This is a genomic window from Streptomyces kronopolitis (assembly GCF_014646275.1).
Lineage (GTDB): Bacteria > Actinomycetota > Actinomycetes > Streptomycetales > Streptomycetaceae > Streptomyces > Streptomyces kronopolitis.
Window position 1 is genome coordinate 81,377 of sequence record NZ_BMND01000026.1, and the last position, 25,318, is coordinate 106,694.

21 protein-coding genes are annotated in these 25,318 nt (G+C 73.8%); 12 read left to right on the forward strand and 9 right to left on the reverse strand.

The window, feature by feature from the left end; all coding sequences use genetic code 11:
* Window positions 1-12: 12 nt before the first annotated feature.
* Window positions 13-1,416 (forward strand): dihydrolipoyl dehydrogenase, encoded by a 1,404-nt coding sequence (lpdA, locus tag IEY78_RS24820; RefSeq protein WP_189101815.1) that lies wholly within the window; start codon window positions 13-15, stop codon window positions 1,414-1,416.
* 893 nt (window positions 1,417-2,309) lie between these two features.
* Here lpdA and IEY78_RS24825 read toward each other — a convergent pair.
* The 7 genes from IEY78_RS24825 to IEY78_RS24855 form a co-directional block, all read right to left on the reverse strand.
* Window positions 2,310-2,864, reverse strand: a complete 555-nt coding sequence (locus IEY78_RS24825) for a M23 family metallopeptidase (RefSeq protein WP_189101817.1) — start codon at window positions 2,862-2,864, stop codon at window positions 2,310-2,312.
* A gap of 137 nt (window positions 2,865-3,001) precedes the next feature.
* A complete protein-coding gene (locus IEY78_RS24830) occupies window positions 3,002-4,246 on the reverse strand; it encodes a glycosyltransferase (RefSeq protein ID WP_189101819.1) in 1,245 nt (414 codons plus the stop codon).
* Between the two features lie 89 nt (window positions 4,247-4,335).
* Window positions 4,336-5,115, reverse strand: coding sequence for a MerR family transcriptional regulator (locus IEY78_RS24835; RefSeq protein WP_189101821.1), 780 nt, complete (start codon window positions 5,113-5,115; stop codon window positions 4,336-4,338).
* A gap of 153 nt (window positions 5,116-5,268) precedes the next feature.
* Window positions 5,269-5,664 (reverse strand): GntR family transcriptional regulator, encoded by a 396-nt coding sequence (locus IEY78_RS24840; RefSeq protein ID WP_189101823.1) that lies wholly within the window; start codon window positions 5,662-5,664, stop codon window positions 5,269-5,271.
* A 148-nt stretch (window positions 5,665-5,812) separates the two neighbouring features.
* Window positions 5,813-6,820, reverse strand: coding sequence for an ABC-2 membrane transporter-related protein (locus IEY78_RS24845; protein ID WP_189101825.1), 1,008 nt, complete (start codon window positions 6,818-6,820; stop codon window positions 5,813-5,815).
* Window positions 6,817-7,746, reverse strand: coding sequence for an ABC transporter ATP-binding protein (locus IEY78_RS24850; RefSeq protein ID WP_189101827.1), 930 nt, complete (start codon window positions 7,744-7,746; stop codon window positions 6,817-6,819). Before IEY78_RS24850 ends, IEY78_RS24845 begins: the two co-directional genes overlap by 4 nt.
* A gap of 134 nt (window positions 7,747-7,880) precedes the next feature.
* The gene (locus IEY78_RS24855; RefSeq protein ID WP_189101829.1) at window positions 7,881-8,369 is read right to left on the reverse strand and encodes a GNAT family N-acetyltransferase; all 489 of its coding nucleotides are present in this window, start codon (window positions 8,367-8,369) and stop codon (window positions 7,881-7,883) included.
* Between the two features lie 67 nt (window positions 8,370-8,436).
* Between IEY78_RS24855 and IEY78_RS24860 the strand changes: the two genes are divergently transcribed.
* Window positions 8,437-9,240, forward strand: coding sequence for an exodeoxyribonuclease III (locus tag IEY78_RS24860; RefSeq protein WP_189101831.1), 804 nt, complete (start codon window positions 8,437-8,439; stop codon window positions 9,238-9,240).
* Between the two features lie 52 nt (window positions 9,241-9,292).
* Here IEY78_RS24860 and IEY78_RS24865 read toward each other — a convergent pair whose 3' ends face one another.
* On the reverse strand, window positions 9,293-10,093 hold the full coding sequence (locus IEY78_RS24865; protein ID WP_373294237.1) for a MerR family transcriptional regulator: 801 nt from the start codon (window positions 10,091-10,093) through the stop codon (window positions 9,293-9,295).
* A 233-nt stretch (window positions 10,094-10,326) separates the two neighbouring features.
* On the opposite strand from IEY78_RS24865, the gene IEY78_RS24870 reads away from it, so the two are divergent.
* The 4 genes from IEY78_RS24870 (at window position 10,327) to IEY78_RS24885 (ending at window position 14,117) form a co-directional block, all read left to right on the forward strand.
* Entirely contained in the window at window positions 10,327-11,853 is a 1,527-nt protein-coding gene (locus IEY78_RS24870; protein ID WP_189101833.1) for a flavin-containing monooxygenase, read from the forward strand.
* Window positions 11,850-12,857, forward strand: a complete 1,008-nt coding sequence (locus tag IEY78_RS24875; protein ID WP_189101835.1) for an alpha/beta fold hydrolase — start codon at window positions 11,850-11,852, stop codon at window positions 12,855-12,857. Before IEY78_RS24870 ends, IEY78_RS24875 begins: the two co-directional genes overlap by 4 nt.
* The gene (locus IEY78_RS24880; RefSeq protein WP_189101837.1) at window positions 12,854-13,735 is read left to right on the forward strand and encodes an SDR family oxidoreductase; all 882 of its coding nucleotides are present in this window, start codon (window positions 12,854-12,856) and stop codon (window positions 13,733-13,735) included. The genes IEY78_RS24875 and IEY78_RS24880 overlap by 4 nt, the downstream gene beginning before the upstream one ends.
* A gap of 136 nt (window positions 13,736-13,871) precedes the next feature.
* On the forward strand, window positions 13,872-14,117 hold the full coding sequence (locus tag IEY78_RS24885; protein ID WP_189101839.1) for a hypothetical protein: 246 nt from the start codon (window positions 13,872-13,874) through the stop codon (window positions 14,115-14,117).
* Window positions 14,118-14,243: 126 nt separating this feature from the next.
* On the opposite strand, the gene IEY78_RS24890 is transcribed toward IEY78_RS24885, so the two are convergent.
* Window positions 14,244-17,600, reverse strand: coding sequence for a S41 family peptidase (locus tag IEY78_RS24890; RefSeq protein WP_189101864.1), 3,357 nt, complete (start codon window positions 17,598-17,600; stop codon window positions 14,244-14,246).
* A gap of 246 nt (window positions 17,601-17,846) precedes the next feature.
* Between IEY78_RS24890 and IEY78_RS24895 the strand changes: the two genes are divergently transcribed.
* The 6 genes from IEY78_RS24895 (at window position 17,847) to IEY78_RS24920 (ending at window position 25,107) form a co-directional block, all read left to right on the forward strand.
* Window positions 17,847-18,422 (forward strand): TetR/AcrR family transcriptional regulator, encoded by a 576-nt coding sequence (locus IEY78_RS24895; protein ID WP_189101841.1) that lies wholly within the window; start codon window positions 17,847-17,849, stop codon window positions 18,420-18,422.
* 107 nt (window positions 18,423-18,529) lie between these two features.
* The gene (locus tag IEY78_RS24900; protein ID WP_189101843.1) at window positions 18,530-20,761 is read left to right on the forward strand and encodes an MMPL family transporter; all 2,232 of its coding nucleotides are present in this window, start codon (window positions 18,530-18,532) and stop codon (window positions 20,759-20,761) included.
* 382 nt (window positions 20,762-21,143) lie between these two features.
* Window positions 21,144-22,277, forward strand: a complete 1,134-nt coding sequence (locus IEY78_RS24905; RefSeq protein WP_189101845.1) for an energy-coupling factor ABC transporter permease — start codon at window positions 21,144-21,146, stop codon at window positions 22,275-22,277.
* A gap of 1 nt (window position 22,278) precedes the next feature.
* Window positions 22,279-23,040 carry a cobalt ECF transporter T component CbiQ gene (cbiQ, locus tag IEY78_RS24910; RefSeq protein WP_189101847.1) on the forward strand — a complete coding sequence of 254 codons (762 nt, stop codon included), beginning with the start codon at window positions 22,279-22,281 and terminating at the stop codon, window positions 23,038-23,040.
* On the forward strand, window positions 23,028-23,807 hold the full coding sequence (locus tag IEY78_RS24915; protein WP_189101849.1) for an energy-coupling factor ABC transporter ATP-binding protein: 780 nt from the start codon (window positions 23,028-23,030) through the stop codon (window positions 23,805-23,807). Before cbiQ ends, IEY78_RS24915 begins: the two co-directional genes overlap by 13 nt.
* Before the next feature lie 103 nt (window positions 23,808-23,910).
* Entirely contained in the window at window positions 23,911-25,107 is a 1,197-nt protein-coding gene (locus tag IEY78_RS24920) for a serine hydrolase domain-containing protein (protein WP_189101851.1), read from the forward strand.
* Window positions 25,108-25,318: the final 211 nt, after the last annotated feature.

Consider the following 25,318-nt stretch of genomic DNA (forward strand, 5'->3'; position numbering starts at 1 on the left):
GAGGAGTTATCGATGGTTGACCACTATGACGTCGTCGTGCTGGGCGCCGGTCCCGGGGGATATGTAGCGGCCATCCGAGCGTCCCAGTTGGGGCTGCGCGTCGCAGTCGTCGAGGAGATGTACTGGGGAGGCGTCTGCCTCAACGTCGGGTGCATCCCCACCAAGGCCCTGCTGCGCAACGCCGAGTTAGCGCACATCTTCACCCACGAGGCCAAGACGTTCGGCATCAAGGTAGACGGCGAGGTGCGCTTCGACTACGGCGAGGCCTTCCAACGCAGTCGCCGCGTAGCCGACGGCCGCGTCAAGGGCGTGCACTACCTGATGAAGAAGAACAAGATCACTGAATACAACGGCCGTGGGGCCTTCGTGGACGCGAACAGCCTCCAGGTGGCCCATGCCGACGGAACCACTAGCACAGTCGGTTTCGACCACTGCATCATCGCCACTGGCGCGACCCCTCGCATGCTGCCCGGCACCAGCCGCACGGAGCGGGTGGTCTCCTATCAGGAGCAGATCCTCGACGGGACGCTGCCGGAGAGCATCGTGATCGTCGGTGCCGGGGCGATCGGTGTCGAATTCGCCTACGTCCTGCACAACTACGGCGTGAAGGTCACCCTCGTCGAGTTTCTTGACCGCATCGCCCCCTTGGAGGACGAGGAGGTCTCCGCCGAACTGGCCCGCCAGTACCGCAAGCTCGGTATCGAGGTCATGTCCTCCACGCGCGTCGAATCCATCGACGACTCCGGACCCCAAGTTCAGGTCGACGTCCGGTCGAAGGACGGAACGCAGCAGACCCTCGAAGCCGGCAAGGTGCTCGTGGCCATCGGCTTCCAACCGAACGTCACCGGCTACGGCCTGGAGAACACCGGTGTCCAGGTCACCGACAGCGGCGCCATCGCGGTGGACGAGCGATGCCGCACATCGATTCCGGGCATATACGCCATCGGTGACGTCACCGCCAAGCTCATGCTCGCGCACGCGGCAGAGGCGATGGGCGTTGTGGCGGCGGAGACCATCGCCGGTGCGGAGACCATGGAACTGGACTACCCCATGATTCCCCGCGCCACCTACTGCCAGCCGCAGATCGCCAGTTTCGGCTGGACGGAGGCGCAGGCACGGGAGAAGGGCTTCGAGGTACAGGTCGTGAAGTTCCCCTTTGCCGCCAACGGAAAGGCCCACGGCCTGGGTGACGCCACGGGCTTCGTGAAGATCCTCAGCGATGCGACGCACGGCGAACTCCTCGGCGCGCACATGGTGGGCCCGGACGTCACGGAGCTTCTGCCGGAACTGACCCTGGCCCAGCAGTGGGACCTCACCGTGCACGAGGTTGCCCGCAACGTCCACGCCCACCCCACGCTCTCCGAAGCGGTCAAGGAAGCCGTGCACGGCCTGGCCGGGCACATGATCAACTTCTAATTCTCCGACGGCACCTGTGCGCAGCGGAGCGTCACGGGGTGAGCGGGTTATCCGCTCGCCCCGGCCTTTGCGCGCATCAGTCCGGCTCCTGCGGAGCGGTGATGAAGTCGATGGCGAAGCCTGTGCGGGTGCCCGGGGCATCGGTAAGGAGTGTCGGGATAGATCATTGCGTGCAGAATGCAAATACTTGGGAAATGCTCTTCGCTGCGGTGGGAAGCCTCTGCCGAACGCCGCCAAACCCCCAGCTCACCCCCACCCGTGAACGGTCCACAGCGCATCAAAGCCCCCACCGGGGAGATCCGGTGGGGGCTTTCGCGTGCAGTGCGGCAGCGAAGACAGCAACTCAGTGGATCCGCCTGGTTGCCGAGATGCTTGACCGGTTTCCGCAGTGCCCTTCCGCGTCGACTCCGATGGCACGTGCGGGTAGATCTCCATGGTTTCCCCGATCTTGCGGGTGCACGTCGAGCGCGGCGAGCAGTGACCCGCAGGTGTGGCGCGTTTCATGCAGGCGGAACTGCCGTACGCCGATTTGGCCGACCGGGCAGCGAACTCCCGGTTGAAGTCCCTCGGCTCGACCGGGGTGCCGTAGTGCGTGGTGAAACACGAACCCGGAGTCCGGCCACAGTTCGCCGGCCGTCTGCTTGGCGGCTCTGTGCGCCTTCCGTCGGAGCTGAAGGGCCCGTTACGCAGATGTCCCGCAGGGGGCATCGCGGTCGAAGCTTCGGCCGGCCCGTGAATCAGGGGTAGTAGGCCTACTTCTGACGGGGAATGGCCTGTTCCGACGGACAATGGCAACACCCGTCATTGTCATTCGACTTGAGTGAGTCGCAGCCTGTGCCGAGCAGGAAGAGGCGCAGATGAGGGCGGTGGTCTGCGGCGGCCGGCCGGGGCGGCTAGTGGCGGTGGTACCGGCCCGGGGTGAGGTGGATGCCGTGGTGGGACAGGTAGGCGAGGGGGTTGATGTCTGAGCCGTAGTGGCGGCTGGTGCGGACTTCCAGGTGGAGGTGGGGGCCGGTGGCGCGGCCGGTGGCGCCGCTGTAGCCGAGGCGGGTGCGGGCGCGGACCTTCTGGCCGGGGCGGACCGTGATGCGGGAGAGGTGGCCGAAGAGGACGTAGTGGCCGTCGTTCATGCGGATCGTGACGGCGTTTCCGTAGGAGCCGGAGCGCCGGGCCAGGACGACGGTGCCCGAGCCCACGGATCTGATCCGGGTGCCGGCGCGGACGGCGAGGTCGACGCCGGTGTGGTGGCCGGCGAGCCAGGCGCCGCGGATGCCGTAGGGCGCGCTGATGCGGTAACGGGCGGTCGTGGGGTGCGTCCAGTGCTTGCCGGCGGGGGCGGCGAGGGCCGGCGGGGGCGCCGCCAGGGCGAGGACGGAACCCAGGGCCGCCGGGGCTATGGCGTGCAGCAGCATTCTGCGCAGCGGGGTGCGGGTGCGGAACGTCGTCATACCTGCGAGCCCACGCCCAGTGGCGGGTGGCCGCACCCCGGGGCGGGCGCGCGGCGGCCGAACGGGTGGCCGGGGCTCCGCCGGACGGGCGTTCGCGGTACGGGCCGGCGGCCGGTGCGGCGGTGGTCGGCGGTGCCTCACGCCGACAGGCGGCCGACCGCCTCGGCGACCGCGCCCGCGCCGTCCTCGGCGGCGAGGCGGCGGGCGACGGCGGTGGCGCGCTCGCGCCGGGCGGGGGCGGCGGTGACCTGGGTGAGGGCGTCGGCGAGGCGGGCGGCGCCGTGGTCCGAGGACAGGTCGCGGAAGGGGACGGGGGCAGTGGCCGCGCCCAGGGCCGCCAGGCGGGCCGCCCAGAAGGGCTGGTCGGCGGTGACCGGTACCGGGACGGTGGGGACGCCCGCGCGCAGCCCCGCGGCGGCGGTCCCGGCCCCGCAGTGGTGGACCACCGCGGACATCCGGGGGAAGAGCAGGGCGTGCGGGAGCGCGCCGACGGTGAGGAGGTCGGGGTGCTCCGGGGCGGCCAGGCCCGCCCAGCCGGACTGCAGGACGCCGCGGAGCCCGGCGCGGCGCAGGGCGTCCGCCGCGAGGGCGCCGAGCCGCTCGCCGTCGCCGGCCGCCATGCTGCCGAAGCCGACGTAGACCGGGGGCGGGCCCGCGGCGAGGAAGTCCTCGACGACGGGCGGCAGCCGCTCGCCGGGGGCGTGCCAGGGCCACCAGTTCCCGACGACCTCCAGGTGGGCGGGCCAGTCCGCCGGGCGGGGCAGCAGGACCTCGCTGAAGCCGTGCAGGACCGGGCGGCCGGCGGCCTCGGTGCGGCGGCGGACCGTACGGGCGGTGGCGGGCGGCAGTCCGAGGCGGGCGCGCAGGTCGCGGGCCGCGTCGGCGTGGAGGCGGTCGAGGACGCGCAGGGAGAGCCGGCCGGCGGCGCGGTTGCCCCGGCGGCCCAGGGAGCGGCCGCCGCCGACGACCGGGGCGAAGTCGCCGGTGGGGGCGCCGGGTACCAGGGGCAGGTCCAGGAACGGGAGGCGCAGCGCCTCGGCGAGGTGGTGGCCGAGCGGTGCCGTGGTGGTGGAGAAGAGCAGGAGGTCGGTGTCCTGCCGGGCGGCGTCGGCGAGCCCGTCGCCCAGTTCCCGCAGGAAGGCGGCGGCCGTGCGCAGGAGGGCGCGGGGGCCGGTGTTCCGGCGCTGCCCGGTGGCGCCGGGGCGCCGGGGGTCGGCCGGGAGGCGGCGGAACTCCAGTCCGGCCGCCCGGACGAGGGGCGCGTAGCTGTCGTGTGTGGCGAGGGCGACCCGGTGGCCGGCTTCGCGCAGCCGGGCGCCCACGCCGGTGTACGGGGCGACATCGCCGTACGAACCGGCCGCGGTGAGGAGGATTCTGGGCATGGGCGGGCCGCCCTTCGGGTCGAGGGGAGGGGAGAGGGGGGTGGGCCTGTTGTGCTCTGCCGTGGCGGGCGGGGGCGCGGGCGTGCGGCTCAGGCCGGGGGCGGGTGGCGTACGGCGTTGGCGTGTACGGCGGTGCGCAGGTATGCGGCCAGGCCGGGGCGTTGGGCGGAGGGCGGGACGAGCAGGGCGAAGGCGCGGGGGTCGGCGGCGAAGTCGTCGGCGATCCGGCCGTGCATGTCGGTGGGGCAGGGGGTGAACCAGCGGCAGAGGTGCCGGCGGTGTTCCTCCGCGAGGTCCATGGCGCGCTCGCCGTCCGCCGGCTCCCCGGCGTCGAAGGCGGCGCGCAGCCGCAGGCGCCAGTCGGCGGCCTCGGCCATCAGCACCGCCCAGTCCTCCTTGGAGTGCGTGGCGGCGCGCGCCATCGCGCGCTGATGGCCCGGGCGGTGCTGCCACTTGAGATGGGCCTCGGTGGCGTAGGTCAGGTCGAAGGTCACCTCTCCGAAGACCTCGAACCGCTCCTCGGGCGTCAGGTCCACCCCGGTCTGCTGGACCTCCATGGCGTGCTCGGCGACCTCGACCAGCCGTTGCAGCGCGGCGATCTGCCCGGTCAGCAGGCGGTGCCGGGCGCGGAGGTGGTCGAGGGCGTTGGCCTGGGGGTCCTCAAGGATGGTGGCGATCTCGTCGAGCGGGAAGCCGAGTTCGCGGTAGAAGAGGATCTGCTGGAGCCGGGCGAGGCCGGCGTCGCCGTAGAGGCGGTAGCCGGCCGGGCTGCGGTCGCCGGGGGAGAGCAGGCCGAGGGTGTCGTAGTGGTGCAGGGTGCGCACGGTGATCCCCGTGAAGTCGGAGACCTGCCCGACCGTGTAGCCCATCGCAGCGCCTTTCGTCCCGTCCGGTGCGGCCGGCCCGGGTGGTGCGGCGGTGGTGGTGCCGCGTGCCGGGCCGGGCTTCAGGGTGGGGCCTGACGCCGGGTGAGGGTCAACCGGGCCGGGGCCGCGGCTTCCTCCGCCCGGCCCGCCGGTCGGTCAGGCGTCGGGGTAGCGCTCCTGGAGCACGGAGTTCAGCAGGGCGCGGACGTCCTCGCGGTCCAGGCCCTCGGTGTGGGCCCGGCCCATCCAGGTGCGGAGTTCCTCGCGCAGTCGGTCGTCCGCCGCGGAGGTGGGGCGGGCGAGCGTGCGGCTGACGAAGGTGCCCAGGCCGGGGCGCGGTTCGACCAGGCCCTCGCGTTCGAGTTCGCGGTAGGCCTTCAGGGTCGTATTGGGGTTGACCTTGGTCGTCGCGGCGACCTGCGCGGCGGTCGGCAGCCGGTCGCCCTCCACGAGGATGCCCAACCGCAGCGCCTGCTGGACCTGTTGGACGATCTGGAGGTAGGTGGCGACGCCACTGCGGCGGTCGATTCGGAACTCGACGACGCTCACCACCTCTCCGCTGCTTCCGCCGGTGCCGCGCTGCCCGACCGCTTGATGATCGGGCGGCCCGTGCCGGGTGTCAAAGCGCCGCTCGGGGCGGGTGGCCGGCGCGGCGTCCCGGCGGGCCGCCGCCCGGCACGGCCGCCGCGCGCCCGCCCGTTCAGAGCGGCCGCCGTCGGACGCGCCACACCACGAAGGCGAGCACGAGGGCGGTCAGCGCCAGCAGGATCCCGGCGCCGCGCCACTGCATCCCGGCCAGCTGCCCGTAGTCGAAGTACTGGGCCACGTGGTGGACGATGCCCAGCCTGGCCCGGCAGGCCTCAGTGTCGCCGGTGTGGCAGGTGCCGTAGCCGTAGAGCCGGCCGTCGGCGGTGGCCACCCAGTCGTCGACGCGTACGGCGCCGCGCGGCAGGGCGGGGCCGTCGGAGCCGTAGGGGTAGGTGATGCTGCGCAGGGTGCCCAGCCCGGTGCGGAGCCGTTCGAACCAGAGCCCGGTGGCCAGGGCGAGGACGAGGGTGGCGGCCATGGCCGCCACCGTCCGCCGGAGCAGCATGCCCAGGGCGATCCCGCAGACGGTCAGAAAGAGGGCCATGGCGACCGGGACGGGCCCGGTGCTCTCGAAGAGCCCGCCGGACAGCCAGTCACCGCCGTCGACGAGGAGGTGCGCGGGCTCCCACAGCCAGGTGAAGGCGGCCGACAGCAGGGCGGTGCACAGCACGATCACGGCCAGCGGCAGGCCGATGGCGGCGGCGGCCCAGCGGCCGCGGCTCACCGACTGGGTGCTGACCAGGGTGAGGGTGCGCTGCTCCTGCTCCGCGGCGATCAGCGGGGCGCCGAGGAAGACGCCGGCCAGCACGGGCAGCCAGGTCAGCAGCTGGCGGCCGCCGGAGAACAGCTGCCCGTAGGCGTGCTCGAAGGAGTTGTCCGGGGCTCCTTCGGCGCCGGGGGCGGTGCTGTGGGTGTGGAGGAAGCCGAGCAGGCCGGGGCGCTGCCAGACGAAGATCAGGCAGCCGACGGCCGTGGTCAGCAGGACCAGGAGCAACAGGGTGCGGTGCCGGCGCCAGACCAGCCAGGGCAGACCGTGCAGCAGGGTGCGGCGGGGCGCGGGGCCGCCGGGCGCGGGGGCGGTGTCCGCCGGCCGGGCCCCGGCGGCGCGGGTGCGCGTCATGCGGCGGCCTCGCCGGGGCCGCCGACGCGCGCCTCGTCCGCGATCAGGCCGGGCGCCTCGGGCGAGCGCAGATAGGCCAGCAGGACCTCCTCCATGCTCGGCGCGAGCGTCTCCCAGCCGTCGCCGACCGGTCCGCCGGGCCGGATCAGGGCGCTGAACTGCCGCCCGGTGACCCGGGACTCGATCACGGTGTGCCGGCGCCGCAGCTCCTCGGGCACCCCGTCGCCGCCCTCTGCCACGCCGGTCACCAGCAGATGGGCCGGGACCAGCTCCTCGGTCTGGCCGGCCATCCGCAGCCGGCCCTCGGCGAGCACGAGGAGGTAGTCGCACATGACCTCCAGCTCGGAGAGCATGTGGGACGACATCAGCACGGTCGTGCCGTGCTCGGCGGCCTCGGCCAGCAGCAGCCCCGACAGCTCGTGCCGGGCGAGCGGGTCCAGGTCGGACATCGGCTCGTCGAGCAGCAGCAGCTCGGGCCGCTTGCCGAAGGCGAGGGCGAAGGCCACCCGGGTGCGCTGGCCGCCCGAGAGGGTGCCGACCCGCGCGTCGAGGGACACGCTCCCGGACCGCACGATCCGCTCGGCCAGCGCCTGGTCCCAGCGCGGGTTCAGCTCACGGCCCAGCCGCAGGGTCTCGGCGACCGTGAAGCGGGGGTAGAGCGGCTTGTCCTGGGCGAGGAAGGCGACGCGGGACAGCACGGCCGGGTCGGAGACCGGGACGCCGAACAGCTTCAGCGTGCCGGTGGTCGGCTCCACCAGCCGGGTCGCGGTGCCCAGGAACGTGCTCTTGCCCGCGCCGTTCGGGCCGACCAGGGCGCAGATGTGGCCGGCGGGGAGCCGGAAGGAGCAGTCCCGCAGGGCCCAGCCGCCGCGGTACTTCTTCCCCAGTCCCTCGGCCTCGATGGCCCATGGGCTCGGGTCGCTCACCCGGATCCCCCCTTTAGCTAGTTCATTAGTGGAATGAGTATGGGGAGGGGGCCGGACGCCTGTCAACAAGAGTCAGGACCCCGCGCGTGCGGCGGAGTGGACGGGGAGGCCGATGCGCGGCGGTCCGCCGTCCCTCAGACGCGCTCCACCAGCGATTTCGTCATGCAGCGGCTGTCCTGGTAGGTCCGGTACAGCCCGAACTTCTTCTCGGCCATCACATAGCCGCTGGAGGCGTACAGCTCCAGTGCCTCGGGCTGCTTGGTGCCGGTCTCCAGCACCATCCGGGTGCGTCCCGCGGCCCGCGCGTCCGCTTCCAGGGCGGCCAGGATCCGCCGGGCCAGCCCCCGCCCGCGCGCCTCCTGGAGCACGAACATCCGCTTGATCTCGGCGTCGCCGATCTCGTACCCCTCGGCCGTGTCCTCCTGGAGCCGCCATCCGCCGGTGGCCAGCGGGCGGGTGCCGTCGTAGGCGATCAGGTACGTGCCGCGCGGCGGGGCGAACATCTCCGGGGCGAGCGGGGTGATGTCGCCGTCGTCGCCGTAGCGCCGGGCGTACTCCTGCTGCACCAGCGCGTCGAGGGCGACCGCGTCGGGGTGGTCGTAGCGGACGGGGCGTATCTCCATTCCGGAAAGCGTACGGGGGAGCGGGCGGGCGGCGCGATCAGGTGCCGGGGGTGGGTATCGTGCCCGGATGCTCACCGTGACCTCAGTGAATGTGAACGGGCTGCGCGCCGCGGCCAGGAAGGGCTTCGTCCCGTGGCTGGCGGAGACCCCGGCCGATGTGGTGTGCCTGCAGGAGGTGCGGGCCGAGGCCGCCCAGCTGCCGGACGAGGTGCGCGCGCCCGCCGGCTGGCACGCCGTGCACGCCCCGGCGGCGGCCAAGGGGCGGGCCGGCGTCTCGCTCCTCACCCGGCGGGAGCCGGAGCGGGTCCGGGTGGGCTTCGGCTCCGCGGAGTTCGACGGCAGCGGGCGCTACGTCGAGGCGGACCTGCCCGGCGTGACGGTCGCCAGCCTCTACTTGCCCTCCGGGGAGGTCGGCACCGAGCGGCAGGACGAGAAGGAGCGCTTCCTGGCGGAGTTCCTGCCCTACCTCGTCGACCTGCGCAAGCGCTCCGCCGCGGACGGCCGCGAGGTCGTGGTGTGCGGTGACTGGAACATCGCGCACCGGGAGGCCGACCTGAAGAACTGGAAGGCCAACCAGAAGAAGTCCGGCTTCCTCCCCGAGGAGCGCGCCTGGCTGACCGAGGTCCTCGACGAGAACGGCGGCGGCTACGTGGACGTCGTCCGCGCCCTGCACCCGGACGCGGTGGGCCCCTACTCGTGGTGGTCCTACCGGGGCCGGGCCTTCGACAACGACGCGGGCTGGCGCATCGACTACGCGATGGCCACGCCCGGCCTCGCCGCGCGGGCGGTCAAGGCGTACGTGGAGCGTGCGGCGAGCCATGACGAGCGGTGGTCCGACCACGCGCCGGTGACGGTCGTCTTCGAGCGCTGAGCGGGCGGTCGCCGAGGGTCCGGGCGGCGCCCGCCGCGCCGTCCGGGCGGGCTCAGCTCCCCTCGCACCCGCGCTCGCGCAGCAACTGCGTCACCTCGGCCCGGACCCGGCGGTCCACGGCCATCGCGAGTTCGGCCTCGACCACGCCCTTGGACAGCGGGCGGAGCGCGTCGATGGTCCCGGTGATGAGATCGACCTCGTCGGGGCCGGGGTGCTCGCCGGCGGCGGCCCGGGCCAGCACGTCGGACAGGACGTGGGTGCGGATGAGGGTGGTGAAGATGCCGGCGAGCGCGTCGGCGTGCGCGCGGACCTGGCGGCCCGCCTCCAGGACGGCGGCCAGCGGGATGCCCTGGCCGACGAGTTCGGTGGAGGCGTCCAGCAGGCGGCGGCTGATGTGCACGAACTCGTCGCCGTCGACGGCGAGATAGCCGATGTCCAGGGACGCGGTGAGGTTCTCGGCGGTGATGTCCCCGCGGAAGTGGTCGGCCAGCTCCTCGGGGGTCAGGCGGACCGGCGTCTCCTCGGACCAGGGGGCGACCAAGGGGTCGTCCAGGCCCAGGAGTTCGCCGACGTCGCGGCCGGACTCGAAGGCCGAGAAGAGGTCGGCGATGCCGCCCAGGGTGTGGCCGCGCTCCAGCAGGGCGCCGATGGTGCGCAGCCGGGCGAGATGGTGCTCGTTGTACCAGGCGATCCGGCCCTCGCGGCGGGGCGCCGGCAGCAGCTTGCGCTCGCGGTAGAAGCGCAGCGTGCGGACCGTGATGCCGGCCTCCCTGGCCAGGTCGGCCATGCGGAATTCGCGCGCCGGGGGGTCCGCGGTCCCGGTGTGCCCGTCCTGGTGCTCGTTGCCTGCCACGGGTTCAGCCTATGCCGGGGGTGCGGCGCCGGGCGGGGGTACCGGGGTGCGGGCGCAACCGCCGGTAACTTCCGCCGTCCGCCCCCTACCGCTCGGTACGCCGCTGCCCTACGCTCCTATTGCGCCAGTGATTGCTGGCGCGGTTTTCGGGGGCGGCGGTGGCACCGGCTGTGAGGGCCGGGGGCGCGGCACCGAAGATGGCAGGACGGACGTCGGACTCGGGAGGCGGCGGGATGGCCGAGCGCGAGCGCAGGCATGTGCGGGTTGCGGTGATCGGATCGGGCTTCGGTGGACTGGGGGCGGCCGTCCGGCTGCGGCGCCAGGGCATCACCGACTTCGTGGTCCTGGAACGGGCCGGCTCGGTGGGCGGCACCTGGCGGGACAACGACTATCCGGGGTGCGCGTGCGACGTGCCCTCGCATCTGTACTCCTTCTCCTTCGCGCCGCACCCCGAGTGGCCGCGGAACTTCTCCGGGCAGCCGCACATCCGCGCCTATCTGGAGCGGGTCACCGACACCTTCGGGCTCCGTCCGCACCTGCGCTTCCATTCGGAGGTGGAGAGCCTGCGGTGGGACGGCGCGGAGCTGCGCTGGGAGATCGAGACCGCGAGCGGGCCGCTGACCGCCGATGTCGTGGTGTCGGCGACCGGGCCGCTGTCGGACCCCAAGACCCCCGACATACCGGGGCTGGAGACCTTCCCCGGCACGGTGATGCACTCCGCGCGCTGGGACCACGGCCACTCGCTGCGCGGCAAGCGTGTCGCGGTGGTCGGCACCGGTGCCTCGGCCATCCAGATCGTGCCCGCCGTCCAGCCGGAGGTGGCGCGCCTCACGCTCTTCCAGCGCACCGCGCCCTGGGTGCTGCCACGCGCCGACCGCGAGATCAGCGCGGCCGAGAAGTGGCTGCACACCAAGATCCCGGCGACCCGGGCCGCGCGCCGTCAACTGCTGTGGGGCATACGGGAGTTGCAGGTCGGCGCGTTCACCAGGCACCCCGACCGGCTGGGCCTGCTGGAGCGGCTGGCCCGCGGCCACCTGACCAAGGCCGTCAAGGACCCGGCGCTGCGGGCCGCGCTGACCCCCGGCTACCGCATCGGCTGCAAGCGGATCCTGCTCTCCAACACCTACTACCCGGCCCTGGCGCAGCCGAATGTGGACCTGGTCGCCGCGGGGCTGAAGGAGGTGCGCGGCAGCACCCTCGTGGGGTCCGACGGGAGCGAGGTGGAGGCCGACACGATCGTCTTCGGCACCGGGTTCCATGTGACGGACATGCCGATCGCGCGGCGCGTCACCGGCGCCCACGGCACGACACTGGCCGAGGAGTGGAAGGACGGCATGGAGGCGCTGCGCGGCGCCACCGCGGCCGGCTTCCCCAACTTCCTCACCATCATCGGGCCCAACACCGGCCTCGGGAACAGCTCGATGATCCTGATGATCGAGGCCCAGCTGAACTACCTGGCCGACTACCTGCGCCAACTGGACGTCCTCGGCGGGAAGATCGCGCTGAGCGCCCGCCCGTCCGCCGTGCAGGAGTGGAACCGCACGATCCAGCGCCGGATGGCGCGCACGGTGTGGAACACCGGCGGCTGCGACAGCTGGTATCTGGACGCCAACGGCCGCAACACCACCGTCTGGCCGGGCACCACCGGGGAGTTCAAGAAGGCCACCCGCCAGGTCGACCTCGCGGAGTACGAGGTGCTGCGGCCCGCCCGCACCCCCGCGGAACGGACGTCCGGCACGGCCGCGGAGGTGGTCGCATGAGCCGCCGCCCCGCCCACGTCACCAGCGGCCCCTACGCCCCGCCGGTGCCGCGCCGCACGCTGACCGTCACCTCGGCCGACGGCGCCCGGCTGTACGCCGAGGTCCACGGCCCGCAGGACGCCCCGGCCGTCGTCCTGGCGCACGGCTGGACCTGCTCGACCGCCTTCTGGGCCCCGGTCGTCCGGGCGCTGGCCGAGGACCACAAGGTCGTCGTCTACGACCAGCGCGGGCACGGCCGCAGCCCCGCCGCCCCGCCGGCCGGCCACAGCACCGGCGCGCTCGCCGACGATCTGGTCGCCGTCCTGGAGGCGGCCCTGGAGCCGGGCGAACGCGCCGTGCTGGGCGGCCATTCGATGGGCGGGATGACGATCATGGCCGCGTCCGGGCGGCCGGAGCTGCGCGCGCGGGCCGCGGCCGCGCTGCTGTGCAGCACCGGCAGCGCCGACCTCGCCGCCGAGTCACGGGTGTTCCCGCTGCGCAGCCCGCGGGGGCGCCACCGCGCGCACCGGCTGCTGCTGCGCTCGCGCGCCCCGCTCGGCCCCCAGTCGCCGCTCACCCGGCGGGTGCTGAAGTACGCCACGATGGGCCCCGGCGCCTCCGCCGCGGAGGTGGCGGCCTGCGCCCGGATCGTGCACGGTTGCCCGGCCGGGGTGCGGGCCCGGTGGGGCGCGGTGCTGGCCGGGGTCGAACTGACCGGCGGCGCCGGCGGCCTGGAGCTGCCCACCGAGGTCCTCGTGGGCACCGCCGACCGGCTCACCCCGCCGGTGCAGGCCCGGCGGCTGGCATCCGTCCTCCCCGACTTCCGCGGTCTGACCGAGCTGCCCGGCCTGGGGCACATGACGCCGGTCGAGGACCCGGCCGCGGTCGCCGGGCGGCTGCGCGCACTCGTCCGCGCCCATCTGCACCCGACCGGCACCGAGCCCACCGGCACCGAGCCCACCGGCACCGAGCCCACCGACACCGCTCCCGGGGGCGGCCGGCAGACGAAGGAGAGCACGGCATGAGCGCACACAGGAGCCTGGCGGGCCAGGTCGTCGTCGTCACGGGCGCGGCACGCGGGGTCGGCGCGCTGCTGGCCCGCAAGCTGTCGGCACGCGGGGCGACGCTGGCCCTGGTCGGGCTGGAGCCGGACGAGCTGCGCGGGGTCGCGGCCGCGCTGCACGGTCCGGCACACCACTGGCACGCCGATGTCACCGACCACGAGGCGATGGCGCGGGTCGCGGACGAGGTCAAGGACCGCTTCGGGAAGGTCGACGTGGTCGTCGCCAACGCCGGGGTGGCGACCGGCGGACCGTTCGCCGACTCCGATCCCGCCGCCTGGAAGCGGGTCATCGAGGTCAACCTCATCGGCGGCGCGGTCACCGGCCGCGCCTTCCTGCCCCACCTCGCGGCGTCCCGCGGCTACTTCCTGCAGATCGCCTCGCTGGCCGCGATCACCCCGGCGCCGATGATGACCGCGTACTGCGCGTCCAAGTCGGGCGTCGAGGCGTTCGCGCACAGCCTGCGCGCCGAGGTCGGACACCGCGGTGTGCGGGTCGGGGTCGGCTATCTGAGCTGGACCGACACCGACATGGTGCGCGGCGCCGACCAGGACGACGTGATGCGCGAGTTGCGCGCCCGGCTGCCGTGGCCGTCGAACAAGACCTACCCGCTGGGCCCCGCCGTCGACCGCATCGTGGCGGGCATCGAGCGCCGCTCCGCGCACGTCTACGGGCAGTGGTGGCTGCGCGGGATGCAGTCGGTGCGCGGCTACCTGCCCGCGCTCATCGGGACCGTGGGCCAGCGGGAGATGCGGCGGTTCGGGGCGCGGCTGGACGGGATGCGGGTCGGGCTGGTGGGCGCCGGCGGTGCGGCGGACGAGAAGGAGCGGGCCGGCCGGTGAGCGGGCGTACGCCCGGCCCGTGAGCGGCCGGGCGTCACGGAGAGTGTCCGTTTATGATCGAAGTGCGAGCAATGTCCGGGCGTGTCACGCTGAATCGGGGTCACAACCCCCCTACACCCCACTAGGAGTGAACAGCATGGGCATCAAGGACCAGTTCCAGGACAAGGCCAACGAGCGCAAGGGCCAGGCGCCCCACGCCATGAGCGACTCCCGCGAGCAGGGTCACGAGCGCGGTCAGCGCAAGGACCAGGAGCGCGGCGGCCAGCGTCAGGACCAGGGCGGCCAGCGTCCGGCTCAGCCGCGTGAGCGTGAGCGCGGCCAGCAGGGCCGTCAGCCCGCCCAGGACGCGATGGACGCGGCCGAGGGTCGCCACCAGAGCTGAATTGGCACGTCCTGAACACCACGCGGGGCGGCGTACGCGCCATGCGTGAGGGGCGCACCCGGTCGACCGGGTGCGCCTCACCGCGTGCCCGCCGCCGGCCGTGAACCCCGGGGGAGCGCGGCCGATTCAGACTCCGGCTTCCCCGGCCTCCGCCTCCCCGGAGGTGCCCGCGCCGCGCGGCGGCAGCGGGGGGCGCCGCAGGTCCGGGGCGTCCGACAGGTCCGGAGGGGTCGCCGCCGGGTGCCGCTCCAGCAACTCCAGCGCCGTGCGCACCGCGACGCCCAGGGTTGGATGCCGGCCCTCGGCCCAGTGCAGCGGGGAGCGCAGCGCCTCGATGTCGACCTCGACGCCGTGGTTCTCCACGCCCCAGCCGTAGAGCCGGAACCACGCGGCGTTCATCGGGACGGTGATGGTGGTGCCGTCGCCGAGCCGGTGCCGGCCGGTCATGCCGACCACCCCGCCCCAGGTGCGCATGCCCACCACCGGGCCGATCCCCTGGAGCTTGAAGGCCGCGGTGATCATGTCGCCGTCGGAGGAGGTCATCTCGTCGGCGACCGCCACGACCGGGCCGCGCGGGGCGTTGGAGGTGTACGAGACGGGCTCGGCGTCGCGGGTCAGGTCCCAGCCCATGATCGTGCGGGTGAGCTTCTCGATGACCAGCTCGGAGATGTTGCCGCCCGCGTTGCCCCGGACGTCCACGATCAGCGCCGGCCGGGAGACCTCCATCCGCAGATCGCGGTTGAACTGCGCCCAGCCGGAGCCGCCCATGTCGGGGATGTGCAGATAGCCGCACCGCCCGCCGCTCAACTCCCGCACCACCGCCCGGCGCTTGGCCACCCAGTCCTGGTAGCGCAGCGGCCGTTCGTCGACCAGCGGGACCACCGCGACCCGGCGGGCCGGGCCCTCGCCGTCGGGCGGGGAGAAAGTGAGTTCCACCGTGGTGCCGCCGGCCGCGGCCAGCAGCGGGGCCGGCCCGGCCAGCGGGTCCACCCGGCGGCCGTCGACATGGGTCAGCGCCGCGCCCTCGCGGATGCCCGTACCGGCCAGCGGCGAGCGGGCCTTGGAGTCCGAGGACTCGCCGGGCAGGATCCGCTGCACCACCCAATGGCCGTCCCGGTGCACGAAGTTGGCGCCGAGCAGGCCCATGGCGCGCTGGTAGTGCGGCGGGCCCTCGTTGCGCCGGGCGCCGGTGACGTACGCGTGCGAGGTGCCCAGTTCGCCGAGCACCTCGCGCAGCAGATCGGCGAACTCGTCCGGGCTGGCGACCCGGTCGAGCAGCGGCCGGTACTGCGCGAGCACCGCCTCCCAGTCGATGCCGCACATCCCCGGGTCCCAGAAGTAGGACCGGGTGATCCGGCCCGCCTCCTCGAACGCCTGGTACCACTCGGCCGCCGGTTCGACGTCGTGCAGGATGCGCCGCAGGTCCAGGAAGACCGTGGAGTCGCTGTCCGGCGGCTCGGTCGCGGGCACCGCGCGCAGTTCGCCCTCGTCGTTGACGACCAGCCGGGAGCCGTCGCCGCTGAGCGCGAACTCGTCCAGGGAGCTGGTGAGTTCGGTGCGCCGGGCCTTGGTCAGGTCGAAGTGTTCGAGGGTGGGGCGGCCCGAGGTGTCGGCGGGGTTGGCGAAGGTCTCGCCCAGCGCGCCGGAGATCGGCCAGCGCAGCCAGACCAGCCCGCCGCCGCTGACCGGTTCCAGGGAGGAGTACTTGGAGGCCGCCACCGGGAACGGGGTGACCCGGTTCGCCAGCCCCTCCACCTCCACCAGCACCGGCCCCTCGCCCGGCGGCGGCGGATTCTCGTCCGGGTCCAGTCCGCCCGCCGCGGGCCGCCCCTCCGGGGACAGCGCGAAGGGCGAGGGGGTCGCCGAGGACAGCGGGACGAGGTAGGGCCGGCAGCCCAGCGGGAACGACAGGTCGCCGGTGTGCACGTCGTAGACCGGGTCGAAGCCGCGCCAGGACAGGAACGCCAGATAGCGGCCGTCGCGGGTGAACACCGGCTGCTCGTCCTCGAAGCGGCCGTTGGTGACGTCCACGATGTGCCCGTCGGACAGCCGGGCCATCCTGATCTGCCGCAGCGTGCGGCCGATGCCGGGGTGCGACCAGGTCAGCCAGCGGGAGTCGGGCGAGAACGCCAGGTCGCGGACCGGGCCGTTGGCGGAGCGGACCAGTTCGGTGACCGTGCCGTCGGCCGCCTCCGGGCCGGTGCCGCCCTCGTCCTCGGGGCGGGCCACCGCCACCAGCAGCAGCCGGCCGTCGTGCGAGGCCACCGCGAGGCGGTCGCCGTCGGGGGAGGCGGTCATCTCGTGCACCCGGCCCAGCGCACCGGCGGCCAGCCGCCGCGGGCCGCCCGGTTCGCTGGCCCGCGGCAGGTCGGTGATCTCGATCGCGTCCTCGCCCTCGGCGTCGGTGAGGTAGGCGATCCGGCCGGTGGAGCCCAGCATTTCGGGCAGCCGGACGCGCACGCCCGGGGTGTCGTGGATGGTGCGGGCCGGGCCGTCGCGGTGGGTGAGCCAGTACAGGCTGCCGCGGACGCCGACCGCGCTGGCCCGCCCGGTGGTGTCCACCGCGAGCGAGGTGACGTGCGAGGCGGCCGGGACCTGGTAGGTCCGCCGGCCGGCCCGCGGCCCGCCCAGGCGCACCTCCAGCCGGCGCGGCACGGCGTCCGGCCCCAGGTCGTCGATCAGCCAGAGGTCGCCGGCGCACTGGTAGACGATGCGCGAGCCGTCGGTCGAGGCGTGCCGGGCGTAGAAGTCGCCGTGGTCGGTGTGCCGGCGCAGATCGGTGCTGTCGGGCAGGCAGGAGTAGACGTTGGCGATGCCCTCGTGGTCGGAGAGGAACGCGATCCGGCCGCCGACGAACATCACCGAGTCGAGATGCCCGCGCAGATCCGGCATCAGCCGGGTGCCGTGCAGCCACATCCGCCCCGTCGCCCCGCCCCGGTAGCGCTTCCAGGAGGCGGGCTCGTGCGGCGGTTTGCCGGTGAGCAGCAGGGTGCGGCGCTCGCCGTCGACGTCGGTGACCGCGAGGTCGGAGACCGGCCCCCAGGGCAGCTTGCCGCCCGTGCCGCCGTCGGTCGGCAGGGTGTAGGCCCACGAGTAGTAGGAGAACGGCTGGCCGTGCGAGGAGACCGCGAGGATGTGGGCGTTGCCCTCGTGGTCGGGCGGCGTCCAGCCGCAGACCCGGGCATCGGTGCTGCCCCAGTACGTCAGCCGGCGGGCCGGGCCGCCCTCGACCGGCGCGAGGTGCACCTCCGGGTCGAGGCTGCGCCAGGTCGTGAAGGCGAGGTGCTTCCCGTCGGGCGAGAAGCGGGGGTGGCCGACGCGGGTGCGGTCCACGGTCAGCCGCCAGGCCCGGCCGGGCGCGCGGCCCTCCGGGGCGAGCGGGGCGACCCACAGATCGTCCTCGGCGGCGAAGCAGAGCAGGTCGCCGTGCAGATGCGGAAAGCGCAGGTACGAGCCGGCGGGCGGAGCGGGGGTGGCGGGCATGCGGCGCAGCCGTCCACGAGGCTTCGCGGTGTTCGGCTCCGGGCGCGGCCCGACGGCCTCGGGTGCATCGCTCACGCCCCCATCGTTTCGGGACGGGGGAGCGGCGGCAAGTCGATCGGGTGACGCAGGCCACTTCCGAAACGGTTCCGTTTCGCTATGCGCCTCGCTAGGGTCGAAGTGTACGAAACAGTTTCGTTCGCCATCGAGCGTGGCGGCGCTGATACGGTCCGGACGGAGGTGTGTGCCATGGGACGCAGCCGGCTGACTCCCGAGCGGGAGGCCGAGCTCTACGACGCCGTACTCGACCTGTTGCGCGAGGTCGGCTACGACGCGCTGACCATGGACGCCGTCGCCGCCCGTACCCGCTCCAGCAAGGCCACGCTCTACCGCCAGTGGCAGGGCAAGCCCGAGCTGGTGGCCAGGGCGCTGCGGCACTGCAAGCCGGTCAGCACCGGCGACGTCGACACCGGCACCCTGCGCGGCGACTTCGCCGAACTGGTGCGCCGGGCCGATGAACACGGGCAGGTGGAGAAGGACGCCGCGCTGATGCGCGGTCTGGGCATGGCCATCCACGGCAACCCCGATCTCCACCAGGCCCTGCGCGAGGTGCTCCTCGACCCCGAGGTGACCGGGCTGAACGCCATGCTGCAACGCGGCATCGACCGGGGCGAGATCGCGGCCGACTGCCCGGCGCTCGACTTCGCCCCGCACATGCTCGTGGGCGCGCTGATCGCCCGTCAGCTCATCGAGGACCGCCCCGCCGACGGCACGTTCCTGTCCGCCTATCTCGACGCCGTGGTCCTCCCCGCCCTCGGCGTCTGACCCACCGCCCGACCTCACCCCAGCCTCCGTACCCGGCACGCCGCTCTCGTCGCCGGGGCGACGGCGCACGCCTCCATACCCCTCTCACGACGGGAGCACCCGGTCTCGTGGCCACCTTCCTGTACAAACTCGGACGCCTCGCCTTCCGGCGGCGCCGCTTCGTCGCCCTGATATGGGTGGCCCTGCTGGCCGTCGCCGGGGTCGGAGCCGCCACCGCCGCCGCCCCGGCCGCCGACTCCTTCTCGGTCCCCGGCACCGAGGCCCAGCGCGCCTTCGACCTGCTCGACCAGCGCTTCCCGGGCGCCAACGCCGACGGTGCCACGGCCCGGGTGGTCTTCCGGGCGCCCCGGGGCGAGACCATGAAGGACCCGGCGAACAAGGCGGCCGTCGAACACACCGTGCGCGCCCTGAAGTCGGGCTCCGACCAGGTCGACCAGGTCGCCGACCCGTACCTCGCCAAGACCGTGAGCAAGGACGGCCGCACCGCCTACGCCCAGGTCACGTACAAGGTCACCGGCTTCGAGCTGACCGACCACTCCAAGGACGCCCTCAAGGACGCGGCCAAGGACGGCCGGACGTCCGGGCTGACCGTCGAGGTCGGCGGCAACGCGCTGCAGGCCATCCCCGAGACCGGGGCCACCGAGGTCATCGGCATCGGCGTCTCCGCGGTGGTGCTGGTGCTCACCTTCGGCGCGCTGATCGCGGCCGGACTGCCCCTGCTGACCGCGCTGATCGGCGTCGGCATCGGCGTCTCCACCATCACCGCGCTCAGCAGCGCGCTCGATCTGTCCAAGACGACCTCGACGCTGGCGATGATGATCGGCCTCGCCGTCGGCATCGACTACGCCCTGTTCATCGTCTCCCGCTACCGCGCCGAACTCACCGAGGGCCGGGAGCGCGAGGAGGCCGCCGGGCGCGCGGTGGGCACCGCCGGCTCCGCGGTCGTCTTCGCCGGACTGACCGTGGTGATCGCGCTGGTCGGCCTCGCCGTCGTCAACATCCCGATGCTGACGAAGATGGGCCTGGCCGCGGCCGGCACCGTCGTCATCGCCGTGCTCATCGCGCTCACCCTCATCCCGGCGCTGCTGGGCTTCGCGGGCAAGCGGGTGCTGCCCCGCAAGGAGCGGACCGCGAAGGAGGCCGGCGGGCCGGGCGCCGAGGGCGCGGCCCGCCGGCCCAACATGGGCACCCGCTGGGCGCGGTTCGTGCTGCGCCGCCCGGTCCCGGTCCTCGTCGCCGTGGTGCTCGGCCTCGGCGCCGTCGCGGTCCCCGCCGCCTCCCTGGAGCTGGGCCTGCCGGACGACGGCTCGCAGCCCACCCACACCACCCAGCGCAAGGCCTACGACCTGGTGTCGGACGGCTTCGGCGCCGGCTTCAACGGCCCGCTGATGCTGGTCGTCGACGCGCGGGACGTGCACGAGGGGCAGAGCGCGAAGTCCGCCGCCGCGCAGGTCGCCGCGAAGGTCAAGGCCCTCGACGATGTCGCCGTGCTCACCCCACCGGCGTTCAACAAGGCCGGCGACACCGCGCGGCTCACCGTCGTCCCGAAGTCCAAGCCCAGCAGCGTCGCGACCGAGGACCTGGTCCACGACATCCGGTCGCGGACGGCCGACATCGCGGCGGACACCGGGGCGCGGACCCTGGTCACCGGCACCACCGCGATGAACGTCGATGTCTCGCAGAAGCTCAACGACGCCCTGGTGCCCTACCTCGCGCTGGTCGTCGGCCTGGCCTTCCTCCTGCTGATGGTCGTCTTCCGCTCGGTGCTGGTCCCGCTCAAGGCGGCCCTGGGCTTCCTGCTGTCGGTGGTGGCGGCCCTCGGCGCGGTCGTCGCCGTCTTCCAATGGGGCTGGCTGGCCGACCTGTTCGGGGTCGAGCAGACCGGGCCGATCATGAGCATGATGCCGATCTTCCTGGTGGGTGTGGTCTTCGGCCTGGCGATGGACTACGAGGTCTTCCTCGTGACGCGGATGCGGGAGGCCTTCGTGCACGGCGAGCGCCCCGGCGAGGCCGTCGTCACCGGATTCCGGCACGGCGCCCGGGTGGTCACCGCCGCCGCGGTCATCATGATCAGCGTCTTCGCCGGCTTCATCGGCTCCTCCGACTCGATGATCAAGATGATCGGCTTCGGCCTCGCCGTCGCCGTCTTCTTCGACGCCTTCCTCGTCCGGATGGCCCTCGTCCCCGCCGTCCTGGCCCTGCTGGGCCGCGCGGCCTGGTGGCTGCCCCGGTGGCTCGGGCGCATCCTGCCGAACGTGGACGTCGAGGGCGAGGGGCTGCGCGAGCCGTCCGCCGGCGAGGCCGACGCGCACGAGGCCCGCACACCGGAGCGCGTCTGACGGCACGCCACCGCGCCGGCCGCCGGCCATCCGCCGCCGGCCGGCGCACCGAGACCTCCGGGACCGCTGTATGAGCGGAGCGGCACCCCGGAGCGGGCGCCGCGCCCGTGGGGACGGGAGCGGCGCACCAGGAGGGCCCGGCAGCGGCCTCCCCGTGGGGACGGGGGCCGTTGCCGGGCCATTTGCGCCGTATACGCGGAAAGGGGCGCGCGGCCTCCTCCGTCCGCCCCGTTCGCACTCACGTACCACTCATCGGGAGGCCGCCGGGCGGGACCCCGCGTGCGGGGCCGCCGTGGCCGTTTCGCATCATGGGCGCTCTTGCAACACGTTTGCAGGAGGCACCACCATGGGTGGGCTGCGGAACCTGAAGCGGAGAACCCTGATGCACGTACCCGATGGATTCATCAACGCGCCGGTGTCGCTGGCGACCGGCGCGGTCGCCGCGGCCGCGGTCGCGGTCAGCCTGCGCGGTGCCCGGCGGGAGTTGGCGGGCACGGGGGCGGGCGCCGTCGCGGGTGCCGAGCGCACGGCGCCGCTGGCCGGACTGGTCGCGGCGTTCATCTTCGCCGTGCAGATGCTGAACTTCCCGGTCGCGGCGGGCACCAGCGGACACCTCCTGGGCGGTGCGCTGGCGGCGATCCTCGTCGGCCCGTACACGGGCGTGCTGTGCGTCTCCGTCGTGCTGCTCATGCAGGGCGTGCTGTTCGCCGACGGCGGGTTGACCGCGCTCGGCGTGAACATCACCGACATGGCGATCGTGACGACCGTGGTCGCCTACGGCCTGTTCCGCGGGCTGGTGAAGGTGCTGCCGCGCCGGCGCCGCTCGATCACCGTGGCCTCGTTCGTCGCCGCGCTGGTGTCGGTGCCGGCCGCCGCGGTCGCCTTCACCGCCATCTACGCCCTCGGCGGGACCGCGGACGTGCCGATCGGCAAGGTCTTCACCGCCATGGTCGGCGTGCATGTGCTGATCGGCATCGGCGAGGCGGTGATCACCGCGCTCACGGTCGGCGCCGTCATCGCCGTCCGTCCCGACCTCGTCCACGGCGCGCGCGGCCTGACCGCCCCGCTGGAGCTGCGCACCTCCCCGCTCGCCGCCCCGGCCGACGCGCCCGCCGCCGCCCCGGAGGCCGAGCCCGTCCCGGCCGCCGCGGCCACCGCCCCCCGCCGCTCCGCCCGCCGCATCTGGCTGGCCGGGCTCGCCGCCGCCCTGGTGTGCGCGGGCGGCATCAGCTACTACGCCTCCGCCAGCCCCGACGGCCTGGAGAAGGTCGCCCACGACCAGGGCATCGACGCCAAGGCCGAGGACCACGCCGCCAAGGACTCCCCGCTCGCCGACTACAGCGTCAAGGACATCACCGACGCACGGCTGTCCGGCGGCCTCGCCGGGGTCATCGGGGTCGGCGCGACGCTGGCCGTGGGCACCGGCGTCTTCGTCGTCCTGCGCCGCCGCAAGAGCGCCGCCACCGCCGAGCCGGCCGGTCCCGGCGCCGAGCATCCCGCCCCGGAGAGCGTCTGAGATGGGCGCGGGACACGCCCACAAGCTCTACCGGCACGGGCACTCGCCGGTGCACGGCCTGCCGGCGCACTGCAAGATCGCGGCGGTCTTCTGCTTCGTCCTCGTCGTCGTCTCCACCCCGCGCGAGGCGCTCTGGGCCTTCGGGCTCTACGCGGCGCTGCTCGCCCTCGCCGCCGCGGCCGCCCGCGTCCCCGCCCGCTTCCTGCTCACCAGGCTGCTGATCGAGGTGCCGTTCGTCGCCTTCGCCGTGCTGATGCCGTTCGTCGCCGAGGGCCCGCGGGTGCACGTCGGCGGCCTGAGCCTGAGCACCTCCGGCCTGTGGGGCACCTGGAACATCCTCGCCAAGGGGACGCTGGGCGTCGCCGCGTCCGTGCTGCTCGCCGCCACCACCGAGCTGCGCGAACTGCTCCAGGGACTCCAGCGGCTGCGGATGCCGCCGCTGCTCGTGCAGATCGCCTCCTTCATGATCCGCTACGGCGACGTGATCACCGACGAGATGCGCCGGATGCGGATCGCCCGGCTCTCCCGCGGGTTCGAGGCGCGCGGCGTGCGGCACTGGGGCGTGCTCGCCAAGTCCGCCGGCGCGCTGTTCATCCGCTCCTACGAGCGCGGCGAGCGCGTCCACCTCGCCATGGTCAGCCGCGGCTACACCGGCACCATGCCCGTCCTCGACGCGGCCTCGGTCACCCGCGCACAATGGACCCGCGCGGCCGCCCTCCCGCTCGCCGCGCTCGCCGTCTGCCTCCTGGGATGGACCCTTTGAGCACCACCACGCCCGCACCCGCCCCCTCCCTCGCCGTCTCCCGGCTCGCCTACGCCTACCCCGACGGCCACCAGGCGCTCTTCGGCGTCGACCTGACCGTCGGCCGCGGCGAGCGGGTCGCGCTGCTCGGGCCCAACGGCGCCGGCAAGACCACCCTCGTCCTCCACCTCAACGGCATCCTCACCGCGGGCGCCGGCACCGTCGCGGTCGCCGGCCTCCCGGTCGCCAAGGAGCACCTCGCGGAGATCCGCCGCCGCGTCGGCATCGTCTTCCAGGACCCCGACGACCAGCTGTTCATGCCCACCGTCCGCGAGGACGTCGCCTTCGGACCGGCCGCCGCGGGCCTGCGCGGCGCGGAGCTGGACGCCCGCGTCACCGAGGCCCTCACCCGGGTCGGCATGGCGGACTTCGCCGACCGCCCGCCGCACCACCTCTCCTTCGGCCAGCGCCGCCGGGTCGCCGTCGCCACGGTCCTCGCCATGCGCCCCGAGATCCTCGTCCTCGACGAGCCCTCCTCCAACCTCGACCCGGCCTCCCGCCGCGAACTCGCCGACATCCTGCGGTCGCTGGACGTCACGGTCCTGATGGTCACCCACGACCTGCCCTACGCGCTGGAGCTGTGCCCGCGCTCCGTGGTGCTCTCCGGCGGGGTGATCGTCGCCGACGGCACCACCCAGGAGCTGCTGTGCGACGAGGAACTGATGCGCACCCACCGCCTGGAACTCCCCTTCGGGTTCGACCCGCGCTCGGTCGACGTACCGCTGTGACCCACCGCGGCACCCGGGCCGTGTGACGAAGGCCACCCACCACCGTCCTGGTCATCAGCACTGATCCGCACGTTGCACCATGGATGGGTCACAAAGGCGACGGATGAGTGGGAAGCAGGAACCAGTGGTGGACGTCCAGGGCACGGTCGAGGACGGCTTCGAGCCGGTCCGGGACGCCTTCGTGGCCAACTTCGACCGGCGCGGCGAACGGGGTGCCGCGGTCGCCGTCTACCACCACGGGCGCAAGGTCGTCGACCTGTGGGGCGGCACGAAGGACGGCGACGCCCAGGAGGACGCCGCGCCCTGGGAGGCCGGCACGGCCCAGGTGATCCGCTCCGCCACCAAGGGCATCGCCGCCGTCGTCCCGCTGCTGCTGCACCAGCGCGGACAGCTCGACCTCGACGCTCCCGTCGGCACGTACTGGCCCGAGTTCAAGGCCGCCGGCAAGGAACGCGTCCTCGTCCGCCACCTGCTCTCGCACCGCGCCGGGCTGCCGGTGCTGGACACCCCGCTCACCCCCGCCGAGGCCGTCGACGGCGTCAGCGGCCCCGCCGCCCTCGCCGCCCAGGCCCCCGCCTGGGAGCCCGGCACCGACCACGGCTACCACGCCCAGACCTACAGCTGGCTGCTCGGCGAACTGGTGCGGCGGGCCACCGGCCGCACCATCGGCACCTGGATCGCCGAGGAGATATCCGGACCGCTCGGCCTCGACCTGTGGCTCGGCCTCCCCGAGGCCGCACAGTCCCGGGTCGGCCGGCTCGCCCCCGTCGAGACACCGCCGCGGCCCGCCGCCGGACTCCGGGTCCGCCCCAAGCAGTCCGTCGCCGACGCCTACGCCGACCCGCGGTCCCTCACCAGCCGCGCCTTCGCGGCGATCTCCCCGGCCCCCGACGAGAACGACCCCGCCTACCGGGCCGCCGAACTCCCCGCCTCCGCGGGCATCGCCACCGCCCGCTCCCTGGCCCGCTGCTACGCCGGCCTCATCGGCCCCGTCGAAGGCCACTCCCGGCTCTTCGCCCCGGCCACCCTCACCCTCGCCCGCACCGAGGAGTCCGCCGGCCCCGACCGCACCCTCCTCGTCCACACCCACTTCGGCCTCGGCTTCATGCGCCACGGCCCGGCCTCCCCCCTCCTGGGCCCGGGCTCCTTCGGCCATCCCGGCCGCGGGGGCGCCCTGGCCTGCGCCGACCCGGAAACGGGGCTCGCCTTCGGCTACGTCACGAACGGGATGCAGCGGAACGTGACGGCGGACCCTCGCGCGCAGGCGCTGGCGCGGGCGGCTTCCCACGTTGCCGGGTGATCCGGCGTTTTTGTTTCTGTTTGTTTTTTCCGCCTTTGGCGGGGCGGGGTTGGTTGTGGGGTGGGGTCCCGGTTGCTGCGTGGTGGGTGGCGGTGGCAGGGGCTCCGGGGTGGGTGTGTGGACTGCTTCGCTTTACGTCCACACACCCACCCCTCCGCCCCTGCCCCCTCCCGTAGTTGTGGGGCCCCACCCCGGTGGGAGGAGTGTCAAA